Raw genomic sequence first — 15,204 nt, 5'->3', positions numbered from 1 at the left:
GCGGGGTGGCGTTCCCGTGCGGGCCGGGGGGCGCCACCCCTTGGCCTCGACCACGGCGACCACCCGAATACCCCGCCACCCACCCATCCCGACCCCGACCGACACCCGGCAGCCCTGCCGTCCGCCCCGGCAGCCCTGGCAACCCTGCCGTCGGCCCCGACGGCCCCGCGGACCACCCCGATCGGCCCCGACACCCGTGCGGCCGCCCTCAGCCGGGCCTCCGCCCCCCCCTGCCACCGCCTCCGCCACCGCTGCCGCCGCCCCCGGGCGGCCCTCCCGTGCCGTCCGCCCGCGCCACGGGCGAGTAAGGGCGGGTGGGTGGGTGGGAGAAAACCTAAGGTCGTGGGGTCAGTGGGAGGTGTAGAAGGGGCGGATGTGGGTGCGGAGCCAGTCCGTGACCGGGTCCTGGGCCACGTCCAGGAGGACCAGGTTGACCGGCCAGGCCGGGGGGAACGCGGTGAGGGCGCGGGCCAGGGCCTGCATGGGGGCCTCGCGGGCGTCACCCTCCCAGGAGGAGAGTTCCACGCCGACGTACAGGGACGGGTCCTCGCCCTCGACGCTGGCCAGGCAGCGGCGGGCCGTCAGGACCACCCCGGTCGCCTGGAACTCGCGGGACGCGGCGCCCAGGAAGTCGACCGGGTCCTCCTTCCAGTCCGGCTCGAAGAGGCGGACCCGGCCGCCGGTCGTCGGGCCGTCCAGCTCCGTGCGCCCCACCTGGCACAGCGCCGCCACGGCGGGCGGCGGCAGCGGCACGGCAACCGTGCCCTCGGGGTTCAGGACGATGCCGAGCTGTGGCTGAAGCCCGCGCGCGAACTCCACCGCGGGCGCCACCGTCCAGCTCATCCGGCCCCCCGTGACCAGCTGGAACTGCTGCTCCGACGTGAAGACGGGGACGTACGCCTGGCCGTCGATCTCCAGCGTGGGCAGGTCGAGCGTGCCCTGGTCGGGGCCGCCGCCGGACGGGAGCGGGACCCAGACCCGGCCGCGGCCCAGCGTCTCGACGATGCGGGCGCCCACCGAGTCCGACGGCGGCGCCCCGAGCGACGCGGCCAGGACCTCCTCCAGCTCGTTGGCCGGCCAGCCCTCGTACGGATGCCCGTGCGGATGTCCCTGGTCCGGTCCCGGTGCCTGTGCCGGAATGCCGCCCGGGTGGTCCCCCGGATAGTTCATCTGTCCTCGACCCCTGCTCTGCGCTCTGCCCTGCTCCTGTGCTGCGGGCCCGACCCTAACCGGGACCCCCGCAGCACCGCCCCCTCAGCCCCCTCAGCCCCCTCAGCCCCCTCAGCCCTCGAACCCGATCTCCCGCAGCGCCCCCGCCGCTTCCCGGTCCAGGAGCACCGCCGAGCCACAGCCCCGCGGCAGCGCGCCCCGCTCGGCGGCGCGGACGAGGCGGCCGACCGTCCTGCGGTGGCGCGCGAAGGCGTACCGCGAGACCCCGCGGCCGCGCTCGCGCTGCCCGTCCAGGGCGACCTCGACGGGCACGTCGAGCAGGAGGAGGTGCAGCGTGGCCCCGCGCCGGGCGGCGGCGCGGCCGAGCCACCGGCGCACCCACGGCTGCGTACCGCAGTCGTGCACGACGACGCCCGCGCCGGAGCGCAGCGCCCGGTGCAGGCCCGCGTAGTGCGCGACGCGGACCAGGGGGCGGTAGAGGGCGTACGGCAGGAGCCGGGGCATGCGGGCCGCCCAGCGGTCCCGGGTGTCCTGGGAGTCCACGCGCGGGCCCGCCACCGCGCGCCGCATCAGGGTGGACTTGCCGCTGCCGGGAAGCCCGGACACGACCACGATGTCGCTCGCGGCGAACACCAGGCGGCGCGGGCCGCGCCGGGCCCGGTCCCTGAGGTCGCGCACGACGGGCCGCGGGAAGTACCCGAGGCTCTCGCGCACGGGGACACCGGGCTGCGGCGGCACCACGTGGCTCCCGGGCGGCGCCGCACCCGTGGTGGTCGCATAAGCACCGCTCCTGTGCACCGTGATCGGCCTCCCCATGCTGGTCACGTCACTCATCCCCAGTACTTCTCCGTTGAGTGTAAAGAGACGGTAATGCCGCACAAGGGCATTCCGCCGTAGCCGCCGTCGTGAAGAAGTTGCTGCTGTCGTGAAGCGGGGGCGCGTGCAATGATGTGCGCGCCAACTCCATACCGGCCGCTTGAATCCGCGCGGGAGAGTTCCCGGAGACGTGACCGCACTCTGCGGCGGACGTCGTCCCGGGGCGCCGAAGGAGCAAGTTCCTCCCTTGAATCTCTCAGGCCCCGTACCGCGCGGGCGAGGCACATCTGAAAAGCGGGTCGATCCCCGGTCACACCCGGCCACACCGGTCACAGGGGCGGCTCCACCCAAGGTGCAAGTCATGACCCGTCATACGCACGGGACGTGGTGAACCTCTCAGGTTCGATGACAGATGGGGAGGATCGACCTCGCCCGTCATGCCCCGGGAGCCAGTACTGATGAGCAATACCCCACGCCACACCGCCCTGGACGCCCTGCATCGCGACCTCGGCGCGACCATGACCGACTTCGCGGGCTGGGACATGCCGCTGCGCTACGCAAGCGAGCGCGACGAGCACAACGCGGTCCGCACCCGCGCCGGTCTCTTCGACCTCTCCCACATGGGCGAGATCACGGTCTCCGGCCCCGCGGCGGTGGACCTGCTCAACCACGCCCTGGTCGGCAACATCGGCTCCGTCGGTGTCGGCCGCGCCCGCTACACCATGATCTGTCAGGCCGACGGCGGCATCCTGGACGACCTGATCGTCTACCGGCTCGGCGAGACGGAGTACATGGTCGTCGCCAACGCCGGGAACGCCCAGGTCGTGCTCGACGCGCTGACCGCGCGCGCCGGCGGCTTCGACGCCGTGGTCCGCGACGACCGCGACGCCTACGCCCTCATCGCCGTCCAGGGCCCGGAGTCCCCCGGCATCCTGAAGTCGGTCACGGACGCCGACCTCGACGGCCTGAAGTACTACGCGGGCCTGCCCGGCACCGTCGCGGGCGTCCCCGCCCTGATCGCCCGCACCGGCTACACCGGCGAGGACGGCTTCGAGCTGTTCGTGGCCCCCGAGCACGCCGAGCAGCTGTGGCGGGCGCTCACCGATGCCGGTGCCCCGGTGGGCCTGGTCCCCTGCGGCCTGTCCTGCCGCGACACGCTGCGCCTGGAGGCGGGCATGCCGCTGTACGGGCACGAGCTGACGACGGCCCTGACGCCGTTCGACGCCGGTCTGGGGAGGGTCGTCAAGTTTGACAAGACGTCCCACGCGGATGACTTCGTGGGCGTCGAGGCGCTCCGCGCGGCCGCCGAGCGCGCCGAGGCCGCTCCCCCGCGCAAGCTGGTCGGCCTGATCGCCGAGGGCCGCCGGGTCCCGCGCGCGGGCATGTCCGTGGTCGTCGGCGGCGAGGTCGTCGGCGAGGTCACCTCCGGCGCGCCGTCCCCGACCCTCGGCAAGCCGATCGCGATGGCGTACGTCGACGCGGCGCACGCCGCCCCCGGCACGGCGGGCGTGGGTGTGGACATCCGCGGCACGCACGAGCCGTACGAAGTCGTCGCGCTGCCGTTCTACAAGCGCCAGAAGTAGCCCGGCGGCGACGGCCCCCGCCCGGTCCGCGGACGCCTCCGCGTCCCGTCGGCCCAGGTGGCGGCACGCGCCCGTCTCAGTCCGTAAGACCCACGTTCCTCAGCACTCGCCCGCGTACAGGAGAATTCAGGCCATGAGCAACCCCCAGCAGCTGCGTTACAGCAAGGAGCACGAGTGGCTGTCGGCCACCGAGGACGGTGTGGCGACGGTCGGCATCACCGAGTTCGCGGCCAACGCGCTCGGCGACGTCGTGTTCGCCCAGCTCCCGGCGGTCGGCGACACGGTCGCCGCAGGTGAGACCTGCGGCGAGCTGGAGTCGACCAAGTCGGTCAGCGACCTGTACTCGCCGGTCGCCGGCGAGGTCGTCGAGGCCAACCAGGACGTCGTGGACGACCCGTCCCTGGTGAACTCGGCCCCCTTCGAGGGCGGCTGGCTGTTCAAGGTGCGCGTCGCGGAGGAGCCGGGCGACCTGCTCTCCGCCGACGAGTACACCGCGTTCGCAGGCAGCTGACCACGGCGTAAGGACTGATCTTCCGATGTCGCTTATGAACACCCCTCTCCACGAGCTCGACCCGGACGTCGCCGCCGCCGTCGACGCCGAGCTCGTCCGCCAGCAGTCCACCCTGGAAATGATCGCCTCGGAGAACTTCGCTCCGGTCGCCGTCATGGAGGCCCAGGGCACCGTCCTCACCAACAAGTACGCCGAGGGCTACCCCGGCCGCCGCTACTACGGCGGCTGTGAGCACGTGGACGTGACCGAGCAGATCGCCATCGACCGGGTCAAGGACCTGTTCGGCGCCGAGTACGCCAACGTCCAGCCGCACTCCGGCGCCTCCGCCAACCAGGCCGCCCTCTTCGCGATCGCCCAGCCCGGCGACACGATCCTCGGCCTGGACCTGGCGCACGGCGGCCACCTCACCCACGGCATGCGCCTGAACTTCTCCGGCAAGCAGTTCAACGTGGTCGCGTACCACGTGGACGAGGCCGGTCTGGTCGACATGGCCGAGGTCGAGCGCCTGGCCAAGGAGAACAGCCCCAAGGTGATCATCGCGGGCTGGTCCGCCTACCCGCGTCAGCTGGACTTCGCCGAGTTCCGCCGGATCGCCGACGAGGTCGGCGCGAAGCTGTGGGTCGACATGGCGCACTTCGCCGGGCTCGTCGCCGCGGGCCTGCACCCGAACCCGGTGCCGTTCGCGGACGTGGTCACCTCCACCACCCACAAGACGCTCGGCGGCCCGCGCGGCGGCATCATCCTGGCCCGCAACAAGGACTTCGCGAAGAAGCTGAACTCGGCGGTCTTCCCCGGCTTCCAGGGCGGCCCGCTGGAGCACGTCATCGCGGCCAAGGCCGTCTCCTTCAAGGTCGCCGCCTCGGACGACTTCAAGGAGCGGCAGCAGCGCACCCTGGACGGCGCCCGCGTCCTGGCCGAGCGCCTGGTGCAGGACGACGTCAAGGCCGTCGGCGTGGACGTCCTGTCCGGCGGCACGGACGTGCACCTGGTCCTCGTCGACCTGCGCGACAGCGAGCTCGACGGGCAGCAGGCCGAGGACCGCCTCCACGAGGTCGGCATCACGGTCAACCGCAACGCCATCCCGAACGACCCGCGGCCCCCGATGGTCACCTCCGGCCTGCGGATCGGCACCCCGGCCCTGGCCACCCGCGGCTTCCAGGACGAGGACTTCCGCGAGGTCGCGGACGTGATCGCCGAGACCCTGAAGCCGGACTTCGACGCCGAGGCCCTCAAGGCCCGGGTGTCCGCTCTGGCCGCGAAGCACCCGCTGTACCCCGGCCTGAAGTAGTTTCGTACGCTTTAGTTGGTACGGACTTCCGGGGCACCGCGCACACTGGACATGAGGACAGTGCGCGCGGTGCCCCGCACCACGTGCCCACCAGCACGGCAAGCTGCCCCCGCACCACCCGGCGGACAAAGGCGTCTACCACCCATCATTGGAGTTCCACCGTGGCCATCTCGGTCTTCGACCTGTTCTCGATCGGCATCGGCCCGTCCAGCTCCCACACGGTCGGCCCGATGCGCGCGGCGCGCATGTTCGCCCGCCGCCTGAAGAACGAGGGCCTGCTGGCCCACACCATCTCGATACGGGCGGAGCTGTACGGCTCCCTCGGTGCCACCGGCCACGGCCACGGCACCCCCAAGGCCGTCCTGCTCGGCCTGGAGGGCGAGTCCCCCCGCACCGTGAACGTGGAGTCGGCGGACGACCGCGTCGAGGAGATCAAGTCCACGGGCCGCCTGAACGTCCTCGGCATGCACGACATCGCCTTCGACTTCGACGCCGACCTGATCCTGCACCGCCGCAAGGCCCTGCCGTACCACGCGAACGGCATGACCGTCTTCGCGTACGACACCGACGGCGCCCTCGTCCTGGAGAAGACGTACTACTCGGTCGGCGGCGGCTTCGTGGTCGACGAGGACGCAGTGGCCGGGGAGAACCCGATCGTCCCGGACGACACCGTCCTGAAGTACCCCTTCCGCACCGGCGACGAGCTGCTCCGCCTCTCCTCCGAGACCGGCCTGTCCATCTCCGCCCTGATGCTGGAGAACGAGAAGGCCTGGCGCACGGAGGAGGAGATCCGCGAGGGCCTCCTCGACATCTGGCGCGTCATGCAGGCCTGTGTGTCCCGGGGCATGTCCCGCGAGGGCATCCTGCCCGGCGGCCTGAAGGTCCGCCGCCGCGCCGCGAACTCCGCCCGGCAGCTGCGCGCCGAGGGCGACCCGCAGGCCCGCGCCATGGAGTGGATCACGCTGTACGCGATGGCGGTGAACGAGGAGAACGCCGCCGGCGGCCGCGTCGTGACCGCCCCGACGAACGGCGCCGCCGGAATCATCCCCGCCGTCCTGCACTACTACATGACCTTCGTGCCCGGAGCCGACGACGAGGGCGTCGTCCGCTTCCTGCTCGCCGCGGGCGCCATCGGCATGCTCTTCAAGGAGAACGCCTCCATCTCCGGCGCCGAGGTCGGCTGCCAGGGCGAGGTCGGCTCCGCCTGCTCGATGGCCGCGGGGGCCCTCGCCGAGGTCCTCGGCGGCTCCCCGGAGCAGGTCGAGAACGCCGCCGAGATCGGCATGGAGCACAACCTCGGCCTGACCTGCGACCCGGTCGGCGGGCTCGTCCAGATCCCGTGCATCGAGCGCAACGGCATGGCCGCCGTGAAGGCCGTGACCGCCGCGAAGATGGCGATGCGCGGAGACGGCAGCCACAAGGTGTCCCTCGACAAGGTCATCAAGACCATGAAGGAGACCGGCGCCGACATGAGCGTGAAGTACAAGGAGACGGCGCGCGGCGGGCTCGCCGTGAACATCATCGAGTGCTAGCCAGATGGGCCCTGACCAGCGTGTTCGCATCTTTGAGCGCTGTCAGGGCCTTCCCTGTTTACGCGGCGGAAAGTCCCTGAAAAGTCCCTGAGACATCCCCCTGGAAGGGGCTTTTGAGCTGCAGGTTCACGGCACGTGATCAACGCCGGATGTGCCGGTCACCCACCAGCTGACGTATCAAATCGATGCCTTCCCCCGCTCAAGGGGGTGGCGCGCCGCGAAGACCTTCGCTCTCTGTATCGAAACGATTCGAAGCAGCCCCGGGAGAGACCCTCCGCAGTCTCGTCGCAGGACAAATGGGATCACGTCGTCCGGCGTGGGCCGGTGCGCGTGTTCGTCGGCGCAGACGACGGCGAGGAAGGCGTGGGCCGGCATCGCGAGGGTGACCCGGCGGGCCCAGGCGGGACAGCGGCGGACCTGGTGCCCATCCAGCTTGCCCGGCCTGGTGAAGACTGATACCGCCAGAGGCCGTTGCGCCTGGTCAAACCACATGCAACACCCAAAGGAGTCCGACCACCCCATGGCCACCCGGCAGATGGCCGCCGCCCTGAAAGTCACCTAACGCCAGCTGTTGGGTCTGAACATCTACGGGCCGAGCTCACGCCCCGCGTCACGGCGGCCGCTCGTGCGTACCGGTTCCCCCTACAGTGCGCGCACGTCACGGAAGTCCACCCGTGGGACGGCTCTGTCCGCCGTATCATGACGGCACACGGGAAGGAGCACCGTCCATGAGTGTCGACGCGATCACGCACACCGAGTTCCCCGCGGGATACGTGGTGTTCTTCGGCGCCGACGGAAAGATCATCATGACCCCGCAGAGCGAAGAGCACTCCAGCACAATCAGGTCGATGCAGATCGACTCTCTCGCCCTCGGCCGTCATGCGAAGGTCACCTCGGACGTCTACATCGACTTCCCCGCCGACGAGAACTCCGCTCCCGACCTGGCCATCCTGCGCGAGGACGCGCGCAAGGAGGGCAAGCGCTACAGCTTCGAGGACGTCCTGTTGATCTCGGAGGTCGTCTCCACGTCCTCGGCACGCAAGGATTACGACGACTGCACCGCGAAGTACGGCCGGTACGGCATCCCCGTCTACCTCGTCGTGGATCCCTACGCCCGGGAAGTCGTCCTGCACACCGAGCCCACCTCCAGCGGCTACAGCACCGCCCACACCCGCGCATACGGCACAGGCAAGCTCCCCATCCCCCTGGCCGACGGCCGCACCTTCACCCTCGACCTCGACGAACTCCCCCTGCCGAACCCGGAGCCCGACACTCACTGAGTCTGAGAAAACACGCCCCGAAGCAGGAATAGGTCCGGCAGCCGGTCGGCGCGCGCAGGATCATCGAAACCGGACTGAAGAGCTCCACGCATTGAGGCGCCCGGGGTTTGGTGATCACTCTCGGTGCTTCCCTGTCCTTCCGGCCTCATTCTGGCCCCAGGAAGGCCCGGCGGCGGGCTGGGCCGAGCCCCGTCGGGCAGGACTCCAGTTCTGAACCCACCCCCGGTCGAGCAGATCGAGGCCGCGTCTCGCGAGTACGAGGGCGCCGCCGGCCAGGCCCGCCGCACTGACCACGGCGAGCCCGCCGCGAAGAAGGTCCTCGACAAGCTGCCCGCCAGCACCTACGGCACATGGCGCGTCTTCCGCACCCCGTCCTCGCGGTAGGCCCCGGACCTCGCCGAGATCACCCGCATCTTCAAAGCCCACGGCCTCGGCCCCGTCTCGATGAGGCCCGCACCCCGAGCCGCAAGGTCGAGCGTGCCAGAAAAGATGCACTCTACGCGCTTCGCATCAGGACGGTAATCGGTCCCGGGGGCAGCGTCCCTCGAACGGAGAAGAGCGCCTGTTCCGCCCCTGCCAGGGCGACTACCACCGAAAGCAGAACGGCCGCGGCCGGTGGTTACGTCAACGGCCTTGAGGTCTGTACCCAACTCCCGCATTGGAGGAGCACGACCATGGCGAAAACAGCAACAAGTGTTACTCCCGTCGGCGTCACCAAGCACCTACCTTCTGTGCCTCCACAGTCCGAAGCCCTGATTGTGGACGCAGGAATGCATGCGCGTGTCTGTACCTGCTCGCCCAGGCGCTCGGGGTACCGCTGCCTGACATGCCAGCGCCGTTCGTCACGACCCGTATCCCCGCCAAGCAGACCGAGGTGACGCCGTGACCGCCACGATCCCCCTCGACCTCACCCTCACGGTCCGACGCGGAACCACCTCCCCCGGCAAGGCCGCCGATATCTGCGACATCAGCCCTGCCGACGGCACCGCCACCCTCGTCTACGACAGGCACCTCACCAACCCCGGCACCGCCGTCTGGCTCGCCCGCACCTTGCTGCGCCAGCACGGGTACGCCGTCCGCGAGGTGATCCTCGACGGCATGGGCCCGGGCATCACTGCCCTGTTCCGGGAAGCGTCCCGGCTCCGCCTGGACGTCCACCTGGGCAGCGGCAAAGGCACTCCCAGGGTCGTCACCTACGACAACAGCCCGGCCGCATACCAAGTCCCGGCTGGCTGGGACCTGGCGGACGCCACGGACCGGCTGCCCGCCGCGCATGCGGCGGCCCGCCCTCACGTTGTCCGCGTGCTGCGCGCCATCGACGTAGAGAAGGAGAACAACGGCGGGCGTATGGACAAGGCCCTCGACGTGGCAGCCGGGATGATCCTGGAGACTGGGAACCCCGACCAGGCAAGCCTGAGCAGGCCAAAAGTGCAGGTCAACCCGATGACCAATAACCGTCCACATATACGTGAAGTACAAGGAGACGGCGCGCGGCGGGCTCGCCGTGAACATCATCGAGTGCTGAGCCCGGCCGCGCGCCGCCCCTCCGGGCGGGCGCTAGTTGTGTGCGATCAGTGACTCCACCAGGCCGGCGCGGGTGTTGGGATAGTCCATCGGGACGATCCCGAGCCCGCGCCAGCCGCGTCCCTCGGCGCTTTCGAGCAGGGTGTGCGTCCTCGGGTTGAGGTCGTCGGAGTTCCAGCGCGGCGGGATCGCGGCGGCCGTGCTGACGAAGTTGATGTACTGCTTGCCGGGCTGGGCCGCGGCCTTCCTGAAGTGGGCCTCGATCTTGGGGAACTTGGCGGCGGGCACGGCGTTGTAGTCGTCCTGGATGTCGAAGAGGCCGCCGTCGCCCCAGCGGATGCCGCCGGGCAGGCCGCCGTTGTCGGCGATGAGGACGACCTTCCCGCGGACCTCGCCGAGGCGCGGCCAGGCGTCGCCGATGTGGAACAGGGAGCGCCAGCCGCGCCGGTCCAGATAGTCGTCGAAGATCGTCCGGAACGTCGCGTCGCCCTCCTCCGAATACTCCTGCTTGACCCGCATCAGGACGGTCTCCGTGGGCTGCCCGCGCAGGAAGTCCCGGCAGGCGCCGAGCACGTCGTCGAAGTTCAGGTTCTGGTAGAACGCGCCGTGGTGGATGGTGAAGGACCCCTCGAAGGCCCGGCACCTGATGTCCAGGAAGCGTATGCCGGAGCCCAGTTGCTGCCCCAGCGTCGTGTTCTGGCACTCCACCCACCAGCCGCCGAAGCGGGCACCCGAGTCGTGCGTCCCGGGAATCGTGAGGCGCTGCAGCGGAGTCCCCGCGTCGATCCCCGCCATCCAGTTCTGCACGCCGAGCGCGCGCGTGCGGGTCCTTGCGGAGGCGGGGGCGGTGAGGAGGGCGGTGGCGGCGGTGGCCGTGGCGCCGGTGAGGAAGGCGCGGCGGGTCAGGGGCATGTGGGGTCCCGTATCCGTGAGTGGGGGGCGCGACAGGGAGCGCGTGCACGTACACATACACGTACGAGGACCAGGAACGCCAGTACGAGGGTGGAACCAGTCCCTCACGGGGAACGGTCAAGTAACAGTCAACCATTCACCGTTCACCCACCCCGCACGCGCCGGACCCGGCCACCCCACGGCCCCGGCGCCGGACCCACTCCCCCCCCCACCGCTGGAGGCCCCATGCTGCGCGGCATCGACGTCAGCTCCCACCAGTCGTCCTTCTCCACCGACGGCCTCTCCTTCGTCATCGTCAAGGCGACGGAGGGCCGCTCGTACATCAACCCCCGCCTCACCGCCCAGACGAAACTCGCCCGCGACGGCGGCTGCGTCGTCGGCTTCTACCACTTCCTCTGGCCGGGGAACATCACCGCCCAGGCCGAGTACTTCGTGAGCAAGGCACCCGAGAAGGCCGGGGACTTCCTGGCCGTCGACTGGGAGTGGACGGGCGACCACACGGCCGCCACGAACGCGGAGAAGGACCGTTTCATCCGCGAGGTGAAGCGACTGCGGCCGAATCATCGCGTGATGCTGTACGCGAACCGCGATTTCTGGTTGAACCGCGACACGACTTCGTACGCGGGCGACGGCCTCTGGATCGCCGACTACGTGACGGCGGGCAAGCCCCGCATCCAGGCCAAGTGGCGCATCCACCAGTACACGTCGACGCCGCTGGACAAGAACGTGGCGGACTTCGCGAGCGAGGACGCGATGCGGGACTGGGCCACTCCCTAGCCGACCTGGGCAGGCGCCTCCGCCCGGAGCTGCTTCGCCGGCGGGTTGGCGAGGTAGCCGTTGAGCAGCTCGAAAGTGCGTAGCTCGGGCGGGAGCGCCTCGTACCAGGCGAGACCATAGGTGTTGCAGTTCGAGCACACGAGGCCACGCACGCATGCTCCGCAGCACCCCCGGCCGGGGCAGCAGGCGTGATCGTGGTCGATGTGCAGCGAGCGCCTCGCCTCCTCTTCGAAAACCCCGCAGATGGCGCAGGATCCTCTCTGGTGCCGGAGCAGCAGGTCGAGGAAGTCGCTCGTCACGCCGTAGAGAGCGAGCCGTACCCGTTCGGCGTGGCACGGCTTGCAGTAGGGACGTGGGGCGCCGCCCCGGTTGAGGAGGGAGTACTCCGAGACGGACTTGCTCTCTCCGCATCCGAGGCACTCGACGACACCGTGCCGGAGCATCGCCTGGTAGGACGCGCTGTCTCTCTTCTTCCGTAAGGGAGCGAGGGGCCGTCCCGCGCTCCGCTGGTCGTAGTGCCCTTTGCAGAGCCCTCTGGCAGAAACGGCCCGGTCACAGCCATCGAACGCACATGACGGGTAGCCACCCGGTGTGGAGCGATGACGCGTGATGCGGGCCAAGGGCCTGCCTCGATTGAACTGGGAGTAGTGGGCGGGGCACAGCCCCTTCGTCAGGCGATACCTGTCGGACGACCGGTCACACGTCCAGTCATCCCCGCTTGCAGAACAATTGCGCATGTATCGATCAACGAGCCGAACGGCCTTACGTCACCCCGGCATTGACGCCGGCGTGATCGCCCGATCGCTACGGCCGCACCACGATCTTGCCGATGTGTGTGTTCGACTCCATCAGGCGGTGGGCGTCCGGCATGTGGGCGAGGCCGTCGAAGGTCTGGGCGATCGCGGGGCGCAGGGTGCCGTCCCGTAGGCCCGAGTTGAGGTAGGCGGCGGCGCGGCGGCGGGCGTCGGGGGTGTCGGTGACCAGGGCGTTGTTGTAGCCGTGGACGGTTACCGGCCAGGTCATCGGGACGGTGGCGGGGCGGGCGTCGAGCCAGCCGTAGAGGATGTACGTGGCGTCGTCGGCCGCCGCCTCGCCGAGGGTCTGGAAGGCGGGGCCGCCGATCGCGTCCAGGACGATGTCGGCGCCTCGGCCTTCGGTGAGGCGTTTCGTTTCCTTCGCCACGTCTTCCGTGTCGGTGACTATGACGTGTTCGGCGCCCAGGTCGAGGAGTTGCCGGCGCTTGTCCTCGGTGCGGGTGGTGGCGATGGGCGTGGCGCCCGCTCGGCGTGCGACCTGGAGGGCCGCCGTGCCGACCCCGCTGGACGCGCCGGTGATCAGGACGTGGTCGCCGGGGCGCATCCCCGCGCGCAGGTGCAGGGCGCCGTAGGCGGTGGTGTACGTGAGCCAGACGGCGGCCGCCGTGACCGCGTCGACGTCGGCCGGGCGCCGGGCGACCGCCTGCTGCGGCAGGACGACCCGGTCCGCGTACACGCCGTGGGCGCTCAGCTCGAAGTTGCCGGTGGTCAGCACGGTGTCGCCGGGCGCGAACGCCGTGACGTCCGCGCCGACCGCCTCGACGACGCCCGCGGCCTCGTAGCCGTTGCGGGAGGCGGGCAGGGTGGGCTGGTAGTAGTAGGTGCCGGAGCGGAAGAGGGCGTCGGCGCGGTTGAGGCCGAGTGCCTCGACGCGGATGAGGACGTCGTCCGGGCCCGGGGCGGGGAGTTCCACCTCGCGCACCGTCAGGACCTCGGGGCCGCCGGTCTCGTCAAAGAGCACTGCCCTGGCGGTAGTTGTTGCCGTGGGTGCTGTCGTCGTTGTCGTCATGGCCTCCACGCTAGGCAGCGCGCACGAGACGAACCATGCTTGCTGGTCTCGGTTTTCTGTCTGTACGTCTCGCTGCTCGGGGTGCGCGCTACGGTTCGGACATGGACGTACTCAGTGACGCGGTCGCCTCCATACGGCTGGGTCGGCCGCACTCGGCGATCTGGGACAAGTACGCGCCGTGGGGCGCGCGGTTCGAGGCGTCCAGCGGGGCCGGGTTCCATGTGCTGCTGCGGGGGTCGGCCTGGCTGGTGCCGGGGCGGGAGGGGACGGAGCCGATCGCGCTCGCGCCGGGGGACATCGTGTTCGTCGCCCACGGCTGCGGGCACGCCCTGATGAGCGAGCCCGGCGCACCGCTGGAGCCGTTCGAGCTGGAGCCGGACGGCACCTGGCCGCGCCCGCCCGAGCGGCTGCCGGACGTGGCGGCGGGCGAGCCGCCCGCCGCGGTGCTCCTCTGCGGCGCCTACCGCCTGGACCGCGCCCGCGCCCACCCGCTCCTGGCCGAGCTGCCCGAGGTGGTCCACCTGCCCGCCCGCGTCGGCGCGCACAGCTCGCTGCGCGCGGCCGTGGAGCTGCTCGGCGCCGAGCTCGACGACCCGAAGCCGGGCTCGGACACGATCGTGTCGGCGCTGCTCGACACGCTGCTCCTGTACATCCTGCGGGCCTGGTGGCTGGGCGAGCGGCACGGCTCCGGACATCCGACGGGCTGGGCGGCGGCGCTCGCCGACCCGGCGGTGGCGGCGGCGCTGCGGGCCGTGCACGCCGACCCCGCGCACCCGTGGACGGTGGCGGAGCTCGGCGCGCTCGGCGGGCTCTCCCGGGCGCCGTTCGCCCGCAGGTTCGCGGCGACGGTGGGCTCGCCGCCGCTCGCGTACCTGACGTGGTGGCGGATGACGACGGCGGGGCGCCTCCTGCGCAGTGAGGACACGCCCTTGCGGGTGGTCGCGGAACGCTGCGGCTACGCCTCGGAGTTCGCGTTCGCCAAGGCGTTCAAGCGGCAGTTCGGGGTGGCGCCGGGGCGGTACCGCAGGGGGCGGGCCGCGTAGCCGTTCAGGGTGAGACCTAGCCGTTCAGGGCGCGACGGGCAGCTGTCGCTTGTGGTCGGTGAGGCGGTAGCGGCGGACGATGGTGTCGAAGGCGCGCGCGTCCACCGGCTTGCCCTCCAGGAAGTCGTCGACGTCGTCGTAGGTGACGCCGAGGGCGTCCTCGTCGGCCTTACCGGGGTCGAGGGTCTCCAGGTCGGCCGTGGGGGTCTTCCACACCAGCTCGGCGGGGGCGCCGAGGGCGTCGGCGACGGCGCGCACCCGGCGCTTGGTGAGGCCGGTGAGCGGGACCAGGTCGGCGGCGCCGTCGCCGAACTTGGTGAAGAAGCCGGAGACGGCCTCGGCGGCGTGGTCGGTGCCGACGACCAGGCCGTCGTGCGCCCCGGCGACCGCGTACTGGGCGATCATGCGCTGCCGGGCCTTGATGTTGCCGTGCACGAAGTCCTGGTGGTGGGCGTCGCGGAAGCGCACCCCGGCGGCCAGCGAGGCCTCCAGGGCGGCGTCGCTCGCGGGCTTGATGTCCACGGTGAGGACGTCGTCGGCCTGGATGAAGGAGAGCGCGAGCTGGGCGTCGTGCTCGTCGGCCTGGACGCCGTAGGGAAGGCGCATGGCATGGAAGCGGGCCTCGTGCCCGGCGGCGCGGGCCCGCTCGACGGCGAGCTGGCAGAGCCGTCCGGTGGTGGTGGAGTCGACTCCGCCGCTGATGCCGAGCACCAGGGAGCGCAGGCCGGTGGCGGTCAGCCGCTCGGCGAGGAACGCCACCCGGCGCTCGATCTCGCGCTCGGCCTCGAAGACCTCGGCCACCTGGAGTTCCCGGGCGATCTCCTGCTGCAGGGCGATGGCCGCCGACTCGCTCACGTCTGGCTCCTTGTTCCGGTTCACGATGTGCCGTCCCACCCTACCGAGGCCTCCTCAGGCCTACCGAGGTCCACCAAGGCCCACCGAGC

At 70.9% G+C, this 15,204-nt stretch carries 15 protein-coding genes, 1 pseudogene and 2 riboswitches; of the genes and pseudogenes, 9 read left to right on the top strand and 7 right to left on the bottom strand.

The features are described 5' to 3' along the window. Window positions 1-348: 348 nt before the first annotated feature. Both OO63_RS29870 and OO63_RS29865 read right to left on the bottom strand, forming a co-directional pair. Window positions 349-1,170, bottom strand: a complete 822-nt coding sequence (locus OO63_RS29870; RefSeq protein ID WP_030358936.1) for an enhanced serine sensitivity protein SseB — start codon at window positions 1,168-1,170, stop codon at window positions 349-351. A 111-nt stretch (window positions 1,171-1,281) separates the two neighbouring features. Further along, window positions 1,282-2,004 carry an AAA family ATPase gene (locus tag OO63_RS29865; protein ID WP_234311196.1) on the bottom strand — a complete coding sequence of 241 codons (723 nt, stop codon included), beginning with the start codon at window positions 2,002-2,004 and terminating at the stop codon, window positions 1,282-1,284. Between the two features lie 143 nt (window positions 2,005-2,147). Then, a riboswitch (glycine riboswitch) is annotated at window positions 2,148-2,267 on the top strand. Beyond that, window positions 2,268-2,408, top strand: a riboswitch (glycine riboswitch). A 36-nt stretch (window positions 2,409-2,444) separates the two neighbouring features. Between OO63_RS29865 and gcvT the strand changes: the two genes are divergently transcribed. The 4 genes from gcvT to OO63_RS29845 all read left to right on the top strand — a co-directional run bounded on the left by gcvT (window position 2,445) and on the right by OO63_RS29845 (window position 6,900). Continuing rightward, window positions 2,445-3,569, top strand: a complete 1,125-nt coding sequence (gene gcvT, locus OO63_RS29860; protein WP_030358934.1) for a glycine cleavage system aminomethyltransferase GcvT — start codon at window positions 2,445-2,447, stop codon at window positions 3,567-3,569. Between the two features lie 133 nt (window positions 3,570-3,702). After that, a complete protein-coding gene (gene gcvH / locus OO63_RS29855) occupies window positions 3,703-4,080 on the top strand; it encodes a glycine cleavage system protein GcvH (RefSeq protein WP_030358933.1) in 378 nt (125 codons plus the stop codon). A gap of 25 nt (window positions 4,081-4,105) precedes the next feature. After that, window positions 4,106-5,368 carry a serine hydroxymethyltransferase gene (glyA, locus tag OO63_RS29850; RefSeq protein ID WP_030358932.1) on the top strand — a complete coding sequence of 421 codons (1,263 nt, stop codon included), beginning with the start codon at window positions 4,106-4,108 and terminating at the stop codon, window positions 5,366-5,368. 161 nt (window positions 5,369-5,529) lie between these two features. Then, window positions 5,530-6,900, top strand: coding sequence for an L-serine ammonia-lyase (locus tag OO63_RS29845; RefSeq protein WP_030358931.1), 1,371 nt, complete (start codon window positions 5,530-5,532; stop codon window positions 6,898-6,900). A 297-nt stretch (window positions 6,901-7,197) separates the two neighbouring features. Here OO63_RS29845 and OO63_RS47810 read toward each other — a convergent pair. Then, window positions 7,198-7,332 (bottom strand): annotated as a pseudogene (locus tag OO63_RS47810) (IS701 family transposase); the annotation flags it as partial. 296 nt (window positions 7,333-7,628) lie between these two features. On the opposite strand from OO63_RS47810, the gene OO63_RS29835 reads away from it, so the two are divergent. From OO63_RS29835 to OO63_RS29830, 3 genes are all read left to right on the top strand, one after another. After that, window positions 7,629-8,180 carry a Uma2 family endonuclease gene (locus tag OO63_RS29835; protein ID WP_030358930.1) on the top strand — a complete coding sequence of 184 codons (552 nt, stop codon included), beginning with the start codon at window positions 7,629-7,631 and terminating at the stop codon, window positions 8,178-8,180. A 123-nt stretch (window positions 8,181-8,303) separates the two neighbouring features. Further along, window positions 8,304-8,564, top strand: a complete 261-nt coding sequence (locus OO63_RS45645) for a hypothetical protein (protein WP_157854079.1) — start codon at window positions 8,304-8,306, stop codon at window positions 8,562-8,564. 498 nt (window positions 8,565-9,062) lie between these two features. Beyond that, window positions 9,063-9,758 (top strand): hypothetical protein, encoded by a 696-nt coding sequence (locus tag OO63_RS29830; RefSeq protein WP_030358929.1) that lies wholly within the window; start codon window positions 9,063-9,065, stop codon window positions 9,756-9,758. On the opposite strand, the gene OO63_RS29825 is transcribed toward OO63_RS29830, so the two are convergent. Then, complete coding sequence (locus tag OO63_RS29825; protein WP_030358928.1) at window positions 9,738-10,616, bottom strand: phosphatidylinositol-specific phospholipase C; 879 nt, start codon at window positions 10,614-10,616, stop codon at window positions 9,738-9,740. The two genes, OO63_RS29830 and OO63_RS29825, sit on opposite strands and share 21 nt — an antisense overlap. A 225-nt stretch (window positions 10,617-10,841) precedes the next feature. On the opposite strand from OO63_RS29825, the gene OO63_RS29820 reads away from it, so the two are divergent. Continuing rightward, complete coding sequence (locus OO63_RS29820; RefSeq protein ID WP_030358927.1) at window positions 10,842-11,393, top strand: glycoside hydrolase family 25 protein; 552 nt, start codon at window positions 10,842-10,844, stop codon at window positions 11,391-11,393. On the opposite strand, the gene OO63_RS44985 is transcribed toward OO63_RS29820, so the two are convergent. Together OO63_RS44985 and OO63_RS29810 are read right to left on the bottom strand one after the other, a co-directional pair. Further along, the gene (locus OO63_RS44985; protein WP_033264601.1) at window positions 11,390-11,836 is read right to left on the bottom strand and encodes an endonuclease domain-containing protein; all 447 of its coding nucleotides are present in this window, start codon (window positions 11,834-11,836) and stop codon (window positions 11,390-11,392) included. The genes OO63_RS29820 and OO63_RS44985 overlap by 4 nt on opposite strands. A 361-nt stretch (window positions 11,837-12,197) precedes the next feature. Further along, a complete protein-coding gene (locus OO63_RS29810; protein WP_030358926.1) occupies window positions 12,198-13,217 on the bottom strand; it encodes a zinc-dependent alcohol dehydrogenase family protein in 1,020 nt (339 codons plus the stop codon). Window positions 13,218-13,318: 101 nt separating this feature from the next. Between OO63_RS29810 and OO63_RS29805 the strand changes: the two genes are divergently transcribed. Then, entirely contained in the window at window positions 13,319-14,260 is a 942-nt protein-coding gene (locus tag OO63_RS29805) for an AraC family transcriptional regulator (RefSeq protein WP_030358925.1), read from the top strand. A gap of 24 nt (window positions 14,261-14,284) precedes the next feature. Here OO63_RS29805 and nadE read toward each other — a convergent pair whose 3' ends face one another. After that, entirely contained in the window at window positions 14,285-15,115 is an 831-nt protein-coding gene (gene nadE, locus OO63_RS29800; protein WP_030358924.1) for an ammonia-dependent NAD(+) synthetase, read from the bottom strand. Between the last annotated feature and the right edge of the window lie 89 nt (window positions 15,116-15,204).

The sequence above is a fragment of the Streptomyces alboflavus genome (assembly GCF_000716675.1).
In the GTDB taxonomy this organism is placed as follows: domain Bacteria; phylum Actinomycetota; class Actinomycetes; order Streptomycetales; family Streptomycetaceae; genus Streptomyces; species Streptomyces alboflavus.
Note: the sequence above shows the minus strand (reverse complement) of the source record. Positions and strands in the feature narration are given on the sequence as shown.

What these genes read in the sequence shown, in the direction of transcription:
- OO63_RS29870 (WP_030358936.1), bottom strand. Translation starts at nt 1,170, where the DNA reads ATGAACTATCCGGGGGACCACCCGGGCGGCATTCCGGCACAGGCACCG.
- OO63_RS29810 (WP_030358926.1), bottom strand. Translation starts at nt 13,217, where the DNA reads ATGACGACAACGACGACAGCACCCACGGCAACAACTACCGCCAGGGCA.
- OO63_RS29820 (WP_030358927.1), top strand. Translation starts at nt 10,842, where the DNA reads ATGCTGCGCGGCATCGACGTCAGCTCCCACCAGTCGTCCTTCTCCACC.
- gcvT (WP_030358934.1), top strand. Translation starts at nt 2,445, where the DNA reads ATGAGCAATACCCCACGCCACACCGCCCTGGACGCCCTGCATCGCGAC.
- OO63_RS44985 (WP_033264601.1), bottom strand. Translation starts at nt 11,836, where the DNA reads ATGCTCCGGCACGGTGTCGTCGAGTGCCTCGGATGCGGAGAGAGCAAG.
- OO63_RS29805 (WP_030358925.1), top strand. Translation starts at nt 13,319, where the DNA reads ATGGACGTACTCAGTGACGCGGTCGCCTCCATACGGCTGGGTCGGCCG.
- glyA (WP_030358932.1), top strand. Translation starts at nt 4,106, where the DNA reads ATGTCGCTTATGAACACCCCTCTCCACGAGCTCGACCCGGACGTCGCC.
- OO63_RS29835 (WP_030358930.1), top strand. Translation starts at nt 7,629, where the DNA reads ATGAGTGTCGACGCGATCACGCACACCGAGTTCCCCGCGGGATACGTG.
- OO63_RS29825 (WP_030358928.1), bottom strand. Translation starts at nt 10,616, where the DNA reads ATGCCCCTGACCCGCCGCGCCTTCCTCACCGGCGCCACGGCCACCGCC.
- OO63_RS29865 (WP_234311196.1), bottom strand. Translation starts at nt 2,004, where the DNA reads ATGAGTGACGTGACCAGCATGGGGAGGCCGATCACGGTGCACAGGAGC.
- gcvH (WP_030358933.1), top strand. Translation starts at nt 3,703, where the DNA reads ATGAGCAACCCCCAGCAGCTGCGTTACAGCAAGGAGCACGAGTGGCTG.